Below are 16,330 nucleotides of genomic sequence, written 5' to 3' on the forward strand. Positions count from 1 at the left end.
CAATGGATACTCTTCAATTTCGATCAGCATTCCGAGCGCTGTTTGGATTTTTAGCAAACACGATTCCCGATTTGATTTTGATTGTTTGTTTATTTCTGGCAGCATTGAGACTAACGGACGGCATTGAAACCATCACCGATGTGGTGCTGTCGGATGAGAGTTACTACCTGCACAACGGCGTTGAGTTGCTCAAGTCGGGCTTTCCCACCGCAGAATGGGCACCCTTTTACGCTTTCCAAGAAATCGTCGTCTACTCCCTGCAACGAATTCGGAACGCCATTGCTATGGTGATGGGCGTTGATCAGCCCTGGTAAAACTGCATGTTGGCTAGAACCCAGCACCTCTGAGTTGGGGTATTTGGCCCGTAGGTCAGTCCAGCGACCCAGCTCCATAATCCGGTCAGATTGAATAGCAACGGCCCCATCGTCGATCAGTTCATCTCCTGTGAAGATCCAGCGACCTCGTATCAGTTGGATAGTGCCTGGATGATTGCTCGGATTGCTGTTCGGATTATCGCCCTGAGTGTTGCTCTGAGTGTCGCTCATGGTAGTTGTGTGTTGCTGTGTAGAATACCCGGTCAAGCGCCTTCCTGAAGTTTTGCCAGCATTGCGGCTGGATCCCAGTACGCCCGCATCGTTTGGATTTTGCCTGCGGAATTGAATTGAAATAGATCAATACCTTCAAACGTTACGGACTTGCCATTACGGCCAACGCCATACCCTGTCCATTTTACAGCCGCTTCATTGCCATTAATCGAGATAAAGTCTGCTTGCAAGCCCACCGTTTCAAATAAGCTGAGCACACCTTGAAAAAACTGTTGCAATTCTTGATGACCGCGCAATCCCGGTCGCTCTGCCGGATCATAAGTGACACTATCTACCGCAAAACAGGCCACCATTGCTTCAGCCTGATTGCTGCTGCGACTGGCAGCAAAGTACTGCTGCACCACAGAATGGATGAGTTCAGCCGACAAAGTAGGGTTAATAGAGCTAGTAGAGTTCGACATAAGGCATTGTGAAGTGAGAGGTGGACTTCAAAATCAGCCGGTTAAGGGCAGAGCGGAGACGAGCTGTTCTGCCTAGCCCTAATTGGCCCCTGAGCCAAATGGATCCTAACCATGCTCAATCTGTTCCACCGTGATCAAAAACCTATACGTAGACCTTGTCGAACTGGATTTAGAACTATTTCAGAGCTATTATGGTCGCCTGAGCCGCCGCTGGCATCAGTTGAGGTTCAGCGTCTATCCGAGAACTCTGGGCAATTTGCGAAGTGCCTTGGCATCCAGAGGTGGTGCCGGTGGTAGCCGTGCCTAATTTTGAACTCTCAACGGCTGAAGCTCGTCGTGTCCTGCCTTCCACCTACGACCGCCGCGATGTCATTTTCAATGCGGCCCATCTGGGCTTGCTGTTACGGGGGTTGCAAACGGCAGAACCGGATTGGCTAGCGACAGCCCTCCAGGACCGCATTCATCAACCCTATCGGCAGTCCTTAATTCCAGGATACGAAGCAGTACAGACAGCCGCCCTTGAGGCGGGTGCTTATGGCATGGTGATTAGCGGAGCTGGACCCACTCTCCTAGCGTTGACCAATTCCGCTTCAGCTGCAGCCGTCCAAACGGCTATGAAAAAAGCTTGGGAAGATGTAGGTATCGCTGCTGATGCCCATATCCTCCCAATTGACACCCAAGGAACCGTGGTAGCGGCCTAGGGGGCGTTTCTCTCTGTCTATCGCCTACTTGACGGCCTAATATATGGCCTCCTCTACGGCCTACTGTTGATCTTCAACTGGATAGGCTCCTGCCTGCACCGCAATGGTTTGATCGCGCCCGTCGCGTTTCAGATCAATTTGCAGCGTGCTGCCCACCTGAGTGGCTTCAACGATATTTTGCAGGTCGTCTGCGGTCGCTACATCCTGACCGTTGACCCGTTTCACCACATCGCCAGATCGAATGCCTGCCCGTTCAGCGGGGGAACCTTCCCTGACTCGGATGACCAGTACGCCCTGCTCGTCGCTAACGGTGAAGCCCGCATTCGGGTTGTTGTTTAGCTCTTGCTTGACTTCTGGAGTCAGGGTTGCCATCTGCACGCCCAAATAAGCATGTTCGGCCTTGCCTTTGGTGACGAGCTGGTCAGCAATCCGCTGTACGGTATTCATCGGAATGGCAAAGCCAATCCCTTGAGCATCCGCTCGAATCGCCGTATTCATCCCGATCACTTCTCCCTGCTCATTCAGCAAGGGACCACCAGAGTTACCAGGGTTGATAGCTGCGTCAGTCGAAGCAGAGGTATCAAATTACTGGGGACTGAGCAGTTTAGTCCGCACCCGTGAAGCTCTGGGTAAGTATATTGATGCGTTAGCACACACAGATACAGACCTTCACAGCGTACTATTTGATGTGCTGCATAATTTAGAACAGGCACATGCTGTTTTCCAACAGCAGTATCCCCCACTATGGGATATGTTATCAAACCTTTGTGTAGACAAACTGAGAGTTGAGGCAGCACGGTTATTTGTCTTTACCACCCACGCTAGCAAAAAGCTGTTTAGCCTCAGCTTGCTTGCATATCATAATATCACCGAGGACGATCTAAAGGAGTTACGTATCGGTTTGATTACACTCAAGGACTTGTATGATCTACTGACCTTAATGAAGCAACAAGAAACCGATACTGTCGAAACAATGAGACTCTTGTCTGGATTGCCTTCCAAAGAATTAAGCTGGCAATATTGGATGGTCGGGCTACCCTCACAGGCTGCGACACCGTACATTACTCCCTTACTGCTCACGGAAGATTTGCAGGTGATTTTGTATCCTTATCAGGTAGCTGCGTTAGCTCGGCGTGTGAAACACTGGGATAGCACAATCAATCCTGATATAGTCACTTGCGCCGAATCTTTTACGTCTATATCGAAGCGAGAACGTGTTGCAGGAGTGGCTTCATATACTCGATCAAAGATAACCTTAAGGGATGCGGAGCGTTACATCCTGAAAACGAGTGACGGTAAGACAAGAGAACCCACTTCCGAAAATGAACTGTGGGAGCCATTCGATATTCAGACGGAATTTGCAGTATTGATGGACAACAGCCCAGATTGGCAAGGCGACATATCTACATCCCCAATACTTGGTGAACGTGCGACTGGTACTTCCACACAAGAGTTTATCGAAGAAGCGCTACTAATCGAGTTCACTAGCGGGGATCAAATTCTCCTCAGTCCCGATGAAAAGGTGAATGTTGTTATATCGTCCGGGGGTACTTCAAAGACTGAGGAACGATATCCTTCCTCACTTCGAGTTAGCGGCGATCGCTTACCGCTGGTAGGAGCTGTTCCCAACCGAGACGGACTACATGTGTTCACCGGATTCAGCAATCCCTTCTCGATATTGCCTCCCTTAGCGCGTCGATTTGCCCAAGCCGCTGCCGGACTCAACGAGGCCATTCCGCCCCAACTGCTGCCCAACCGCTTTTGCTGAGACTAGATCAATCGAATGAAGCATTCTGGCTCCTGCCTCCTGCCTCCTAACCTCCAAACAGCATCAATATGGCTACTGAGCAAAAACCGAAATTAACCTGAGAAAAGCTGAGAATTTGTCAGGAATGGTAGAGTATTCGTTAGACTAAGCTTGTTACCCGACAAGCGCTCTACAGAAAAACGACGGCATACCCATGAGCAGTTCTATCGCATTAATTGCAATCGCCCTAGGCCAGTTTCTTCAGATTTACTCGGTTTTGCTGATTGTGCGGATTCTTCTGAGCTGGTTCCCCAATATCGATTTGTACAATCCGCCCTTGTCGTTTTTGAGTCAGATTACTGACCCCTATCTAAACCTCTTCCGTTCGATTATTCCACCGCTTGGCGGCATAGACTTCTCGCCGATCCTGGCTATCTTTGTGCTGAACATCGCCTCTAGACTATTTGTCACAGCAGCAGCTCAGGCAGCAGCTTATCTCTACTAGGTTGCTTTAGTCGATAGTAGTTTCAGTCTAGATCCGGTCTTCTACTAGACCTCCTGCCCAGTGAATCGGGCGGGAGGTTCTGTCACGGTTAGATGATCTTGATAGAAGATAGTTGAAGCCGGTCTAGACGGCCTAGCCGGAAAGCGGCTGCTCTAGAAGTAACCACGGCTCCGAAACCAAAGCGCCTTCCCAAATGCCTGCGGCTGAGGACAAGGTGAAGATAACGCACAGTTCTAACCTGGGCAGGCAGGGTTTGTCTGTGGAGCCGCGACTTTAGTCGCTAAAGCTATCCCAGCCAGAGAACACTCAAGCCTGCGGTTCCACACCCTCACCATCGGCTAAAAGGGCGTCTGGTCTTTCGGCAAACTCCGCGTTGTCGCGCCGCCTGTGCCTGACGGAGGCGCGGCCGCGCCGGCGGCCCCGGTGGTCGGTGCCCCACGGGGGGCTGGAGCAGCTCGTGTCGCGACGCGGCCGTCAGCCCAAACATCAAACGTGCTCTTGATGAGGCCCCGCCTCGCAAGAGGGAACACACAGCTGCAGGTGCCGATCGGGCTCTACCACTCGACATTCTTCAATCAGGCAACTCACGTGGTCAGCGGCCACGACGGTCATCGTCGGCCGATCAGCGCGACCCGCCCTGAGCGCGGGAAGGGCAAGACGAACACGCTCAAGCTCGAGATTCCAGAAGCGAAGTCGATGCAAGCGCCAGTGATCCGATTCGATCGCGCCGAGGGCCAGATTACCTATCGGGTGTACGAAGATCGTTCATCCAGCGGACGCCTCATCGCACAGGCGCTTGAGGATGGAAGACAGTCATCCCCGGTCGCGACGGTTCTCACGAAGCCGTCTACGCCAGATAGTGCGACTTGGTACAGGTTCATTTGATCGCAGCGATCCTGTGCGGAAGCTCGGTACCGGAATCGTGCATGATATCCCGGAGCGCTTTCACCTTGGGCCCTTTGGATCGCTTCGCCGGCGGCTTCGATACGACCACGATGTACTCGTGAACGTTCTTGAAGAGGAAATTCGGGGGATAGGGGTAACTTCCGAAGATTGGTCGCTGTGCGTTTGCCGATCCCCAACGCCCCCCCGTGCCATCCTTGGACCAGACGATCTCGGTGACCAACACAAATCCGCAATCGCGGAGGAGGACGCCGAAGTCGGCCGCGAGGGGAAAGGTCAGGAGGCCGTGGTCAGTGTGCTGGTTGACGTTCGCCGTCACAAGGCAGAGTTTCCTCCCCGGCTGAAGCACACGGAAGCACTCTTCAAACACAGGTCGGATTGCGCGCAGAAACTCCCGGTATCCATCGACGTTTCCGATGTTCGCCTTGCCCGATCCGTAGTCCGCCTTGTTCCAGTAGGGCGGACTGGTCACGTAGGATTCTCCGTAGATGATCAAACCCATAGCGAAAGATGCTTTGGGCTTTGCGCCCATGCTTTTTAATTTTGATAGGCTGATGCTGGGACAACCATTCTCCCGTGCGAAACGCCCAGCATAGGGCAATGGTTAACAGGGCAATCATGCGACTGAGACGTTCACTATCCTTGAGGTGAGTCGCCTCTAAACAAAAGCCTCGGCTCTTCAGACAGCCAAACAAGGTTTCAATTGCCCACCTTTTACCGTAATCGGTCATTGCTAGATGCGGACGATGATGAGTGACGACAATCAACAGTTTTCCATCCTCAAGCCGGAGTGCACTGACGTACACCCAATGTCCCCAAACGCGACGACGATGCCGCAAAACTTGCTGTTGCCCAACGTTGAGGTGGCTGAAGACGACTTTGGCTTTGAGGGATTGACGACCATTATCCAGTTTGTCGCTCTCCCGGATACGAATGCGGAACTCGACGAAAGCTTGCTCTAACAAATACTCAAACCAGTCGTGACCCACAAACTCCCGGTCTGCCGTCAGATACTCAACTTGTGCCTCTGGAAACACCTCGAAAAACTCCTGCAACAAGTCAATGCGCTCGTGAGTATTGGAATTGCCCTTTTTATCGAGCATCCACCACAACAAGGGGAAGGCAACGCCGTTGTGAACCACACCGAGCATCAGAATGTTGTGAACGCATTCGCCAAACTCCCAAGTCGTACGGTCTACCGACAGAACCCACGGTTGCGGAATCGCCATGAGGCTAACGACGAAACGGGCAATCGTGTAGTAATCCAATTCAAACCCGCCTAGAAACCGTTGCAGGCGTTTGTAATGCGACTGAGATTGAGCCGTGCCGATAAAGGCAGTTGCTAGCTCAGCCAGATTCACCGTTTTGACCCGGAAGACCGCAATCAGAAACAGGGCGAGAAAGCTGACCCGTGCGCCGTGCCACCCTAGATGGGGCTGCAAGGTTTGCTGGATTCGAGTAACCTGATTCATAGGGTTTCATGGTTTGAAGTCTATGCAAGGCATCTCGCCAACAGTAAAGGCGCTGCGTCCCGGTCAAATCCATCGTTGGTCCGGCCAGGATCAGCAGATCATCACCATAGAAGCAAATATCACGGATTCCCAGGCCGTCTAGCTGCAAGAAATGTTTTCGATAGCGCTGCTCGCTTGACTCCAATGACTTCAGGGCCAGCGTGTCAACGTCAGTTTCCTCCAGCTCTAGCTCCAGTAGAATGGCCCAACCCCGCAAAACAGGTCCCCGCAGACCTAAAAACAGCCGATTTTGCCGCACTGCGATGCCTTCAACATCCAATCCGTTTTCTTTTCCAGGCAGCAGATTTGTCACATAGTCAGCCAAATGGTCATCATTATGTAGCGCTTTCATCAACTGATTGCCCTGCTTCTTCTGCTTTAGGCAGGCTGCGGTTAACTGCCGATCGGGCTGCTTAGGGTCAGGGCAGGACCGATGGAGTTGGCCATCTACAACCGGAATACGGGCAATCAGGTACCGATTGGGATCGGGTTGTACTTTCATTAGCCGCTGGATATCCTTTTCTAGGCTTTTGCCTTTGGGCTTTTTGCGTTTGGTGCTGTGGGAACCGGTCAGCCACAGATAGGAGTCGGCATAATCCAATCCCTCGATGTCGATTTCTCCCAAGCTGTCGTCAATCTTCAGAATCTCATGCAGCGGAAACGGCTCATGATTGCCATATTCGCAACATTTCAGCACTGATAGCCGATCCAGCGTATTTAGCTCTTGGTCATCAATCTGGCTCAATTCGTCGGAACCAACCCAGAGGTTGCCATCAGAGTCCAGAGCGACAGCAGACAGATTGCGGAGCAGGTTCCCAGAACCGGACCTGAAGCGCAATAAAACTCGACTCAGCAGAAATGACTCCGCCATAGGGTTGCAATGGGATTGAATTAAAACGGTTAACTAGAGCCGACTATAAACCATCCGCTGGACTACTGCCGAGCCTCAAAGCATACAGTCGTCTGACGGCACCGTAGCTTGACTAGCTGGATCAAGCTGGCGCATCAACTGGTCGATTACGTCAAGTACATGGGCTTCAACTATATCGAACTTCTGCCCGTCTCCGAGCATCCCTTTGATGGATCATGGGGATACCAGGTCACCGGGTATTACGCGCCGACCAGCCGGTATGGCACGCCGACTGATTTTATGTACTTTGTCGATCACTGCCACCAGAACGGGATCGGCGTGATTCTCGACTGGGTTCCGGCACACTTCCCGAAGGATGGCCATGCCCTGAGCTATTTCGACGGCACACATCTGTATGAACACGAAGACGCGCGCAAGGGGGAACACCCCGACTGGGGAACGTATATCTTCAATTACGGGCGTAATGAGGTACGAAATTTTCTCGTCTCCAACGCCCTCTACTGGACGAAGCACTTTCACATTGACGGGCTGCGCGTGGATGCGGTGTCGTCGATGCTCTATCTGAACTACTCGCGCAAGGAAGGCGAGTGGCAGCCGAACCAGTATGGCGGCAATGAAAATCTGGAAGCGCTGGCTTTCATCCGCGAGACCAACCAGATCGTGCATACAGAATGTCCGGGCGCGTTCACCATCGCCGAGGAATCCACCGCGTGGCCGATGGTCTCTCGCCCAACGTATATCGGCGGGCTGGGCTTCACGTTCAAGTGGAACATGGGCTGGATGCACGATACGCTGAAGTACATGCAGCTCGACCCGATCTACCGCAAATATCATCACAATGACATCACCTTTTCACTGCTCTACGCCTTCACAGAGAATTTCATCCTGTCGCTCTCCCATGATGAAGTCGTTCATGGCAAAGGCTCTCTGATGGGCAAAATGTCTGGCGACTGGTGGCAGAAGTTTGCCAATCTGCGGCTGCTGCTGGGCTATATGTTCACCCACCCCGGCAAGAAACTTCTCTTTATGGGGCAGGAATTCGGTCAGTGGAATGAGTGGAGCGAAGCGCGCGCGCTCGACTGGAATCTGCTCGATCTTGAGACCCATCAGCGCCTCCAGCACTGGATGCGCTCTATCGCCGCGCCCAGACCCGCGGCCGCGAACGCGCCGATGAGCAGGTCGACGCCCTTGCGTGCGTCGATCATCCCCGCGCACCCCACCGCGCGCCCATCTTCGGGCAGCCCAAGCCGTCGGCGAGCCTCCGCGGTCGTCAACGAATCGGGCGCCTCGACGGGATCGGGCATGAGCGACCACCGCGGCGATCCCCGCACCCGGGCGAAGGCCAGCGGATCCAGGTGGTGGAGGAAGGTGAGCGGCGTTCGCGTCGCGAGGGTCCACGAGGCGATGGTGGAGAGCCGCCGCGCCATCCCCCGGGTGGGGTAGGCGATCGCGGCGCGGAAGTAGAGGCCCTCGGAGGTCGTGCCGCGGGGCCAGAGCGCGCCCGGGCGCAGCCGGCGCGTCGCGAGGATCTGGCCCAGCCCGTCGAGGTACATCGCGTAGAGATGATCGGGACGATGCCGTCGAGCCGCCTCGAGCAGGCGATCGGCCCTGGCGCGGGCGACCTCCGCCGGCGAGCCGCGCTCGGGCTCGAGGGAGGCGTCGAGTTCAAAGGCGTGCTCGATGGGCTTGAGGCAGACCTGGTACGCGGCGCTCGATTCGACGCCCTTGGTGGTGACCAGCACGGGGCGCGGCGCCAGCCCATGGATGGCTGGGAGCATGAGGCTCAGGTACTGGAAATGGTGCCCGCTGGGATCGGGCTCGAAGACCATCGTCCGCACCAAAGCACCTCCGATAACCCCAATGCCTCGACGTCGTGCGGCGCGGGCGCCAAAGGGCCGACGATGATAACGACCCGCAAGCAGGACGCCGATACGGGCGTCTAGCATTGGCCCCTCGGCACGGAACCCGGCCGTCGGCACCCGTACGCATCACGAATCGGAGGCTCGCCTTGCGCATCCTCGTCACCGGATCGTCTGGACTGATCGGCTCCGAGGCCGTCACCTTCTTCGATCGCCTTGGCGTGGACGTCCTGGGCGTTGACAACAACATGCGGGCCGACTTCTTTGGGCCCAAGGGCGACACCACTTGGAACCGCCAGACTTAAGAGCTTTTGCCCAGTTTGGGTGTAGAACCGCAGTTCTCCTTGAGTCAAGCGTAGTTCTAACCCCAGCACTTCACTATAGACAGATAGGCTGCCGTCTGGTAGCAGGTTGGCTGGAATTGGGTGATAGTGTCCTTCGACTAACCGTAACCCTTTGAGTTGGGACCGCAAGTATTCTCCGGTTGGGTCGTACTGAAAGTACTCTAGGACGCCTAGCCGCGCATACTTCTGGGGTTTGTCCTCTTCGTCTTGCTCTTGGGTGGTTTTCGAGGTGATTTCTAGAACAAACGTCGGCGTTTTGCCGCCTTCTTCCCACACCTTATAGCTTCTGCGCTTTTTCTTCTCTACCCCAAAGACAACAAACACATCCGGAGCGATTACCGCATCGGGAACTCCCTGTTTGTAGTAAATAAACAAATTACCTGAAACATAGACATCCGGGCGATCTTGAAAATAGTTGCCCAGTGCCTCAACACCATAAATCAAATAATCGCGAGTTGGATCACTCTCGGCCATTGGCTTGCCATCAGAGTCTGGGTAGAGCAGGTCTGAATCGAGTTGGTCAATCGACAATGTCATACCAATCTCCCTCAACTCATGAATGCCCTCACCATAGCATTGGATACAGCCTTTTTCAGGCTAGTGAAGTACGAAAAACGAGGTGCAGGGGCACCTCACATGAGTGAAAAACGCTGTAAACGTTACATTCAGTTAACAAATCAGATGGGTCAAACCCCATTTCGATATAGGCTAGATCCGGAGCAAACCGCAATCGATTTTACTAAACCGAATGGCTTCGATCCAGCGTTGCTCGTTTAATCAACCGCTTAAGTTCAGACTTTCTTAGCATCCACGATTATGGTGAACACCGTTCCTAACAACCCATCCACTGCAGCCAATAGTCTACCTCCTGCCGATTCCCGTGAGCGCGTCAGTGCATTTCTCAAGGGGCTACAAGACAGCATTTGTCAAGGGTTGGAACAGCTTGATGGCGGCGGCAACTTTCAGGAAGATACTGGCGGCTTAACTTTAGGTAGCTTTACTTGAACTGTGACTCAATCGCATCGGTTGCAAGTTAATACGAATTTAGAAGAACTAGCCCAGATTTTGGAATGGTTTAATAGCCATTATCAGGAAAAGTTGACGCGGAGGGTTTTGATCAAGTCGCAAACCATTCTGGCCGAAGCTTTCACCAATGCGGTGCGCCATGCCCATCGCGACAAACGCACAGAAACACCGATTGAGATTGTTGTCTACCTTCACCCGGATCAGATTGAACTTCAAGTTTGGGACTTTGGGCCTGAATTCGATTGGGAGCAGCAACTCAAACAAGTGCAAGAGGCTGATCCAGTTAATGCTGAGGCCAGCGGCGGTCGTGGTATTTACCTGATTGCCCGCCTCGCCGATCGGTTCCGATACTATCGCACGCATGATGAGCGCAATTGTTTGCAGATGATAAATGACTTTAGGACTGAGCCAGTGAGTGGGCAGGAGTCAGGAGTCAGGAATCAGGAGCCAGGAGTCAGGAGTCAGCACTAGGGCTAGTTACACCGTGTTTTTTTAAAAAAGCATCGAGTTCGGCTCTGGTGGGCAGAGACGGTTGGGCACCTGCTTTGGTGACGGAAAGGGCAGCGACTGCGGCGGCTTGTTGAGTGGCTTCTCGGAGCGGCATACCGGCAGCCAACCCAGCAGCTAATCCACCATTAAAGGCATCGCCTGCGGCAACGGTATCCACGGCTTGAACAGGAAAGGCTGGAATTTCAAACGTTTCGGTTAGCGTCATGCACAGGGCACCCTGTTTGCCCAGCTTGGTGATCACGGTACCAACTCCCCGCTGCTGTAGAACCGTAGCTGCTTTACGGGCCGTTTCTAAATCAGTTACGGGAAACCCCGCAAGCTGACCTGTTTCTACCTGATTGGGCGTGACAATATCAAGCAGAGGGTAGAGCGCGGTTGGCAAATCGGTGCGAGCTGGAGCTGGATCTAAAATCACGGTGACTCCTGACTGTTTGGCAACTTTAGCGGCGGCTGTTGATGCTGTCGCGGAAGTTGGTGAGGCTGGAGATGAGCCGCTGGGTGTTTCTTCCTGGATGTTGAGATTAGCGACGATGAGGTGAATCTGGTTGAGGTCAATTTTGCCGGGACTTTTGCTTCTGATGGTGACTCCACCTAGCGTAATCGTTTCAATCACATTGTTGCCGAACTTAGCATCCTTGAAGGTGGCTTTGGTGAGATTCACTCCATCCAGTTTGGCGTCGATGAGGATGGCATTGGTGAGATCAGCTCCAATTAGCGTGGCATTGCTCAAATCGGCACCGGTTAAATCAGCCTTGGTAAGGGTGGCCTTGGTTAAATTCGCCCCTACAAAGTTAGCGTTCTGTAACTTCGCCTCGTTCAAGTTGACGTTACTGAGATCGGTGTTGCTAAAGTCAGCTCGCTGCAGTTCAACGCCGCTCAAATCGGCCCCGTTTAACTTCACGTCTTTAAAGATGGCTCCAGTGAGGTCTGCTTGGTTCAGGTTGGTTTGCTCCAAATTTGCACCGCTGAAATTGGTCCGCTGACAGCTGGCCTCAGACAAATCAGCCTCTGTTAGATCGGCGTCCTTTAAAATCGCATCATCCAGGATGGCGTAGGCTAGTTGCGCTCGGTTCAGCTTAGCAGCAGTCAAATTGGCCTTTTCTAGGTCGGCCTGTTTCAAGTTTGCTTCTTGTAAGTTGGCTGCCTCTAACTTTGAGGCAGACAGCATAGCTTGCTCCAAATTGGCTCCTTGCAGATTCGTCTGAGAGCAATTTGCCTTCATTAATCGAGCTAGCGGTAATTCCATGTCATGCAGATCTAGTCCAGATAGATCTCTCCCGGCTAGATTGGCATTTTTGTGGACACTGATCAGCGTAAGAAATAACGCTTTCTGCTCGAAGTCTGCCATAGCGATAGAAGAAACGAGGGGGCGGGCGGGGCGAATGCAATCGCTGTCAGGATACCTCAGGCTGGCTCCAGCAGCGCCATAATTTCTTGAAATAATTGCTCAAACTCTTCCGCGGCTTCCTCGGTATCGGACGCATTGAACTCACTGTGGGTAATGCCGGTGCCAGCGGTGATTCGCTGCACTTCATTAGCGTGAATTGTGGCGGTGTTGCCCATACTGTCGCGATGACTCAGCGCCCCCGAAAGCACATAGGTAAGAATTTCCATGTCCCGATGGGGATGGGTAGGAAAACCACCGCCACCCGCTACCCGGTCTTCGTTGATCACGCGCAGGGCACGAAATCCCATATGAGCCGGATCGTAGTAATTGCCAAAGGAAAAGCTGTGACGGCTATCTAACCAACCAAAGTTAGCATGACCCCGCTCACCGGCAGGACGTAGCGTAATCATAGTCTTCCTCCAAAGTGTTTTTAGAATTTCGATGAGTGTATACCAGCAGCAAATCAGCAGGGCAGCTAAGCGATTCAAGTCAGCAATTCAAGTAGATGTAGAGAACTATCGGACTGGATTTGGGGCTGTTTGGGACTGCGTTGAGACTATCTAAATTAACCCCGCCTTGAATCAACATCGCTGTCCTTTCACTGCTTCTAAATTGAGTTTATAGTAGAAACAGGTTAAACGGGAAGTATGCACTTCAAAGTAAGGTACTATCCAAAAAGATACTATGTAAACACCATCTGAATTAATGAAAGTTCTGTCAGATTGAATCTAGTCAGCTCTATGAGTACTCAAACCAATAATCAAATCAACAATCAAACCGAATCTCCTGAGACAACCTATTCCCACGGTAGACTCACCTGTGCTGTCGAAAGTACGCTTGATGTGATCGGCGGACGCTGGAAGGTGCTAATTTTACGCGAACTGTTTCAGGGCGTGCGGCGCTTCAATGAACTGCATCGTTCCCTGCACGGCATTACCCAAAAAATGCTGACCCAGCAGTTGCGTGAGCTAGAGGAAGACGGCATCATTCATCGGGAGGTGTATCTTCAGGTGCCGCCAAAGGTGGAATATTCTCTCACCGAAACAGGCAAAACTCTTAAACCAATCCTCGATGCCATGCACGAGTGGGGTGTCATGATCCCAATATTTGCTGTCCTTCCGCCCTAGCTGGAACAGGGCTTCGGCTGTCGCTGGGTCGTCGGGATGTTGCTTAATTAGCGCTTTCCAAGTCTTCTCAGCCTCGGTAGCGTCGCCGGTAGCCGCTTGGGCCTGTGCGCGTTTGGCCAGAATTTGCGCCTCTAGGACCGGATAGCTTTTTTCCAGGCCATCCAGCAACGGTAAGGCTTGACCACCACGATCTTGAGCAATTAAGTCAGTAGCCAGTAAATAGCGTGCTCGGTGACGGTCAATGGATTTAGAACCTTTGGCAGTTTCAGCCAGAATCTCAGCTCGTTCTTTGGCAGGTAAAGCCACATAGGCCAGCACCGAAGAAGATTCGTTCTCGCCCGCCTCGATCTGGCTAGCTTGGTCTGATCCCGACCAAGGCCCAGGCAGCTTGCTCAACAAACTACCCACGGAGAGCACCGAAACCATCGCGCCTACTGCTAGCACTGAGAGAAAAATCGGCTTGCGTCTCACCATAGCGCTGCTCGAATTACGACGGATGGATTTGGCTGATCTGGTTGATCTGCTTGCTCGCTCGGCAGAGGGGTCATGGGCCGCAGAGGAGGAAGCTGAACGGGCTGGCTTACTCGAACCTGACCGAAAGACTTTCTTCAGGGGCATAGATGCTAGACCATTAGGAAAGGTTCCAGCTACGCATGATAGCCTCTCCTGTTGGATTTGATCCGTAAATTGCTCGGCAATTGCTCAGCAAATCTATAGTCCAGGCGAGATTGATTTAAGCAATACTTAGAGTAGAAAGATATTGGTGGCGTGAATCACATGGATGTGCGAGGCATAGAAACACCACTGCTAGCGTGGTCAGGCGATTGTCTGGTGATTGGTTTATTCGAGAACAGAGTTGAGCTAACGGGAGATTTGGCCGAGCTGGATCAAAAACTGGCTGGCACCCTGACAGAACTGATTGCCGAAGCCGAATTCAAAGGCAAAGAAGGCAGTAGCGCGGTGGCCCGGGTTGGGTCTGGCAGGAACATTGCTGGATCACAACCTGCTCTAGCAAATCACCCGGATTGAGGTGAATCCGTTGTTTCAGCAGGTTCTTTTCCCCATTGAGACAATAGCCGCCTTTTCCTGAGAGGCGATGCTCTACCCGCTCATACAACCCTACCCAGATCAGCGCATAGTCAAATCCGGTTTGGAGATAATCCAGGACAATTTTGACAGCGCCATCTACAGTTTCCTCTTCTCGTAATGCCTGAAGAGCGCGTCCTAGGGTAACTAATTGTTTTTCATTGTTTGACGGCTCTTTCGAAAAAACCATGCCAACTTAACTCCTGGGCCGCACAGGTTAGCGATTTTACTAAAGGTGTAGTCTAAATCTTCACTGGGGTGGCTGTCGCCAAGGGTAGCCCTGTTTCTAAAGTTCCCGCAGAAAAGGGGTCTGATACCTTTTTGAGTTCCTGGCTTTGAGATCCCGGCTGGGGGATTTAAGCAGTACTCTGGAAAGTAGGTCGCATGTAAGGTTTCTTCCAGTTTGGACATCTACAAATTTGGGCTTCGTCCCCTTCTGTTTTCCGGCTTAAAGGCCGATCCAGAACAGATTCACCATCAAATGCTGCAAGTGTTGAGTCGTCTGGACAATCAGCCTAATCACCCACTCGCACATTGGGCAAAGCTAGTTCTGAGTCAGTCCTGTCGCTTTTACCACCCGGCTCTAACTCAATCACTGTGGGGCTTGTCCTTTGTAAACCCGATAGGACTGGCAGCTGGTTTTGATAAAGACGGTGTGGCGACTGGTCTCTGGTCAGCTTTTGGGTTTGGGTTTGCTGAACTGGGAACCGTCACCCTCCATGCCCAACCCGGCAACCCACCACCACGTTTGTTTCGCCTGCCGCTCGACCAAGCCGCATTAAATCGCATGGGTTTTAACAACCAGGGAGCTGCGGCCTTAGCCAAGCGTCTAGAAAGACAGCGACAGCGCTGGGTTGACCGAGAAGAAACCAACCTAATTCCGCTGGGGGTGAATTTGGGCAAGTCAAAAGTCAGACTAGTTTTCGGATTAGTTACTGCGAGAAAGCGATTCAGAGGGCAAGCAAAGCAAGTTGTCACCGTAGGTACGGATCAGACCCCGCTGCCGCAATTTGCCCATCAGACGGGTTACCGTGACGCGAGTAGAGCCAATAGCACTGCCGATCTGAGCATGAGTGAGCGCCCAGGGCAAACAGTAGCCCTCTTCGCAAGGTTCGCCAAATTCTTCGATTAACAGCGTTAAAAAGCCCAATAGACGGTCAATGGTGCGGCGCTGACCAAGCGTACTGAGCCACAGCAGCTTGCGCTGATGCTGATAACGGAAAGCATCGAGGACCTCTCGCCGGAAGTGGGGCCAGTTGTCTAAGTCATGCCAGTACAACCAAATCACCGAGGTTTGATCGACATGGGCAAAGCTTTGAATTGTAAATGGCGATTGCGCCACGATTTCAAAGGGCTGGCCAGCACCCACAAATCCTAAAAACGCTTCTTCTGAATTAATTCTCGGCACTCGGGATGAGCCAGAAGTAGCGCTAACCTGAGCTTCTCCCACTAACCGCACCGCGCCTCGCTGCACTAGATAAAGCAAGCCCGCTCGCGTTGGAATTTTCTCGTCCTTGCCGAAGGTACGACAGCGATAATGCTCCTGCGCCCAGTCCAGAATGCGCTGCCAGGTCAGGAACGGACGAGAGGCTTCAGATGGCGATGGTGATGACACTGAGAACATAGGAGAGAGGGTTTACAACCAGTTGAGATGGGAGGAATCCGCACCAAGGCTAACTGGGCAGCCCACCTCCCTGTTTTCCAATCAATCAGCGGACCTTAACTCAAGATTAGCTTAACTCTAGAA

Annotated in this window: 22 protein-coding genes and 1 pseudogene; 12 read left to right on the forward strand and 11 right to left on the reverse strand. The window is 52.7% G+C overall.

Annotated features, from left to right (window positions below; genetic code table 11):
• Positions 1-110: 110 nt before the first annotated feature.
• Both JVX88_RS37590 and JVX88_RS37595 read right to left on the reverse strand, forming a co-directional pair.
• Positions 111-545, reverse strand: coding sequence for an imidazolonepropionase-like domain-containing protein (locus JVX88_RS37590; protein ID WP_211624425.1), 435 nt, complete (start codon positions 543-545; stop codon positions 111-113).
• A 32-nt stretch (positions 546-577) separates the two neighbouring features.
• Complete coding sequence (locus tag JVX88_RS37595; RefSeq protein ID WP_225931319.1) at positions 578-973, reverse strand: nuclear transport factor 2 family protein; 396 nt, start codon at positions 971-973, stop codon at positions 578-580.
• A 296-nt stretch (positions 974-1,269) separates the two neighbouring features.
• Between JVX88_RS37595 and JVX88_RS37600 the strand changes: the two genes are divergently transcribed.
• Positions 1,270-1,707 (forward strand): homoserine kinase, encoded by a 438-nt coding sequence (locus JVX88_RS37600; protein WP_263975447.1) that lies wholly within the window; start codon positions 1,270-1,272, stop codon positions 1,705-1,707.
• 60 nt (positions 1,708-1,767) lie between these two features.
• Here JVX88_RS37600 and JVX88_RS37605 read toward each other — a convergent pair whose 3' ends face one another.
• The gene (locus JVX88_RS37605) at positions 1,768-2,235 is read right to left on the reverse strand and encodes a S1C family serine protease (protein WP_263975448.1); all 468 of its coding nucleotides are present in this window, start codon (positions 2,233-2,235) and stop codon (positions 1,768-1,770) included.
• Positions 2,236-2,257: 22 nt separating this feature from the next.
• Between JVX88_RS37605 and JVX88_RS37610 the strand changes: the two genes are divergently transcribed.
• From JVX88_RS37610 to JVX88_RS37620, 3 genes are all read left to right on the forward strand, one after another.
• The gene (locus JVX88_RS37610; RefSeq protein WP_211624429.1) at positions 2,258-3,475 is read left to right on the forward strand and encodes an FAD-binding oxidoreductase; all 1,218 of its coding nucleotides are present in this window, start codon (positions 2,258-2,260) and stop codon (positions 3,473-3,475) included.
• A 193-nt stretch (positions 3,476-3,668) separates the two neighbouring features.
• On the forward strand, positions 3,669-3,959 hold the full coding sequence (locus tag JVX88_RS37615; RefSeq protein WP_036000850.1) for a YggT family protein: 291 nt from the start codon (positions 3,669-3,671) through the stop codon (positions 3,957-3,959).
• A 387-nt stretch (positions 3,960-4,346) separates the two neighbouring features.
• The gene (locus JVX88_RS37620) at positions 4,347-4,844 is read left to right on the forward strand and encodes a hypothetical protein (RefSeq protein WP_211624431.1); all 498 of its coding nucleotides are present in this window, start codon (positions 4,347-4,349) and stop codon (positions 4,842-4,844) included.
• Here JVX88_RS37620 and JVX88_RS37625 read toward each other — a convergent pair.
• The 3 genes from JVX88_RS37625 to JVX88_RS40335 are packed head-to-tail and all read right to left on the reverse strand — an operon-like array spanning position 4,837 to position 7,244.
• Complete coding sequence (locus JVX88_RS37625) at positions 4,837-5,334, reverse strand: DNA methyltransferase (RefSeq protein WP_211624433.1); 498 nt, start codon at positions 5,332-5,334, stop codon at positions 4,837-4,839. The genes JVX88_RS37620 and JVX88_RS37625 overlap by 8 nt on opposite strands.
• Positions 5,225-6,304 (reverse strand): IS4 family transposase, encoded by a 1,080-nt coding sequence (locus tag JVX88_RS37630; protein ID WP_225931854.1) that lies wholly within the window; start codon positions 6,302-6,304, stop codon positions 5,225-5,227. Before JVX88_RS37630 ends, JVX88_RS37625 begins: the two co-directional genes overlap by 110 nt.
• Entirely contained in the window at positions 6,210-7,244 is a 1,035-nt protein-coding gene (locus tag JVX88_RS40335; protein WP_225931320.1) for a DUF3616 domain-containing protein, read from the reverse strand. The genes JVX88_RS37630 and JVX88_RS40335 overlap by 95 nt, the downstream gene beginning before the upstream one ends.
• A gap of 108 nt (positions 7,245-7,352) precedes the next feature.
• On the opposite strand from JVX88_RS40335, the gene glgB reads away from it, so the two are divergent.
• Positions 7,353-8,687: a 1,4-alpha-glucan branching enzyme gene (glgB, locus tag JVX88_RS37635; RefSeq protein WP_211624435.1), complete on the forward strand. Its 1,335-nt coding sequence runs from the start codon at positions 7,353-7,355 to the stop codon at positions 8,685-8,687.
• A gap of 119 nt (positions 8,688-8,806) precedes the next feature.
• Entirely contained in the window at positions 8,807-9,187 is a 381-nt protein-coding gene (locus tag JVX88_RS37640) for a hypothetical protein (protein WP_211624437.1), read from the forward strand.
• Here the strand turns inward: JVX88_RS37640 and JVX88_RS37645 are convergent.
• Positions 9,184-9,984, reverse strand: a complete 801-nt coding sequence (locus JVX88_RS37645; RefSeq protein ID WP_211624439.1) for a Uma2 family endonuclease — start codon at positions 9,982-9,984, stop codon at positions 9,184-9,186. The two genes, JVX88_RS37640 and JVX88_RS37645, sit on opposite strands and share 4 nt — an antisense overlap.
• A gap of 279 nt (positions 9,985-10,263) precedes the next feature.
• On the opposite strand from JVX88_RS37645, the gene JVX88_RS37650 reads away from it, so the two are divergent.
• Positions 10,264-10,452, forward strand: a complete 189-nt coding sequence (locus JVX88_RS37650; protein ID WP_317134605.1) for a hypothetical protein — start codon at positions 10,264-10,266, stop codon at positions 10,450-10,452.
• A 3-nt stretch (positions 10,453-10,455) separates the two neighbouring features.
• Positions 10,456-10,944, forward strand: coding sequence for an ATP-binding protein (locus tag JVX88_RS37655; protein WP_211624441.1), 489 nt, complete (start codon positions 10,456-10,458; stop codon positions 10,942-10,944).
• Here JVX88_RS37655 and JVX88_RS37660 read toward each other — a convergent pair.
• Complete coding sequence (locus tag JVX88_RS37660) at positions 10,928-12,331, reverse strand: PfkB family carbohydrate kinase (RefSeq protein ID WP_211624443.1); 1,404 nt, start codon at positions 12,329-12,331, stop codon at positions 10,928-10,930. The two genes, JVX88_RS37655 and JVX88_RS37660, sit on opposite strands and share 17 nt — an antisense overlap.
• Before the next feature lie 56 nt (positions 12,332-12,387).
• Complete coding sequence (locus JVX88_RS37665; protein ID WP_211624445.1) at positions 12,388-12,780, reverse strand: pirin family protein; 393 nt, start codon at positions 12,778-12,780, stop codon at positions 12,388-12,390.
• A 354-nt stretch (positions 12,781-13,134) separates the two neighbouring features.
• Between JVX88_RS37665 and JVX88_RS37670 the strand changes: the two genes are divergently transcribed.
• From JVX88_RS37670 to JVX88_RS37680, 3 genes are all read left to right on the forward strand, one after another.
• Positions 13,135-13,497 (forward strand): winged helix-turn-helix transcriptional regulator, encoded by a 363-nt coding sequence (locus JVX88_RS37670; RefSeq protein WP_410503823.1) that lies wholly within the window; start codon positions 13,135-13,137, stop codon positions 13,495-13,497.
• A 460-nt stretch (positions 13,498-13,957) separates the two neighbouring features.
• The gene (locus JVX88_RS37675) at positions 13,958-14,176 is read left to right on the forward strand and encodes a hypothetical protein (protein ID WP_211624449.1); all 219 of its coding nucleotides are present in this window, start codon (positions 13,958-13,960) and stop codon (positions 14,174-14,176) included.
• Between the two features lie 98 nt (positions 14,177-14,274).
• On the forward strand, positions 14,275-14,526 hold the full coding sequence (locus tag JVX88_RS37680) for a M17 family peptidase N-terminal domain-containing protein (RefSeq protein ID WP_211629085.1): 252 nt from the start codon (positions 14,275-14,277) through the stop codon (positions 14,524-14,526).
• Here JVX88_RS37680 and JVX88_RS37685 read toward each other — a convergent pair.
• Positions 14,432-14,773: a hypothetical protein gene (locus tag JVX88_RS37685; RefSeq protein ID WP_211629127.1), complete on the reverse strand. Its 342-nt coding sequence runs from the start codon at positions 14,771-14,773 to the stop codon at positions 14,432-14,434. The two genes, JVX88_RS37680 and JVX88_RS37685, sit on opposite strands and share 95 nt — an antisense overlap.
• A gap of 291 nt (positions 14,774-15,064) precedes the next feature.
• Here JVX88_RS37685 and JVX88_RS37690 point away from each other — a divergent pair.
• A pseudogene (locus JVX88_RS37690) lies at positions 15,065-15,484 on the forward strand (dihydroorotate dehydrogenase (quinone)); the annotation flags it as partial.
• Positions 15,485-15,511: 27 nt separating this feature from the next.
• Here the strand turns inward: JVX88_RS37690 and JVX88_RS37695 are convergent.
• The gene (locus tag JVX88_RS37695) at positions 15,512-16,207 is read right to left on the reverse strand and encodes a Crp/Fnr family transcriptional regulator (RefSeq protein WP_211624451.1); all 696 of its coding nucleotides are present in this window, start codon (positions 16,205-16,207) and stop codon (positions 15,512-15,514) included.
• Positions 16,208-16,330: the final 123 nt, after the last annotated feature.

The sequence above is a fragment of the Leptolyngbya sp. 7M genome (genome assembly GCF_018128485.1).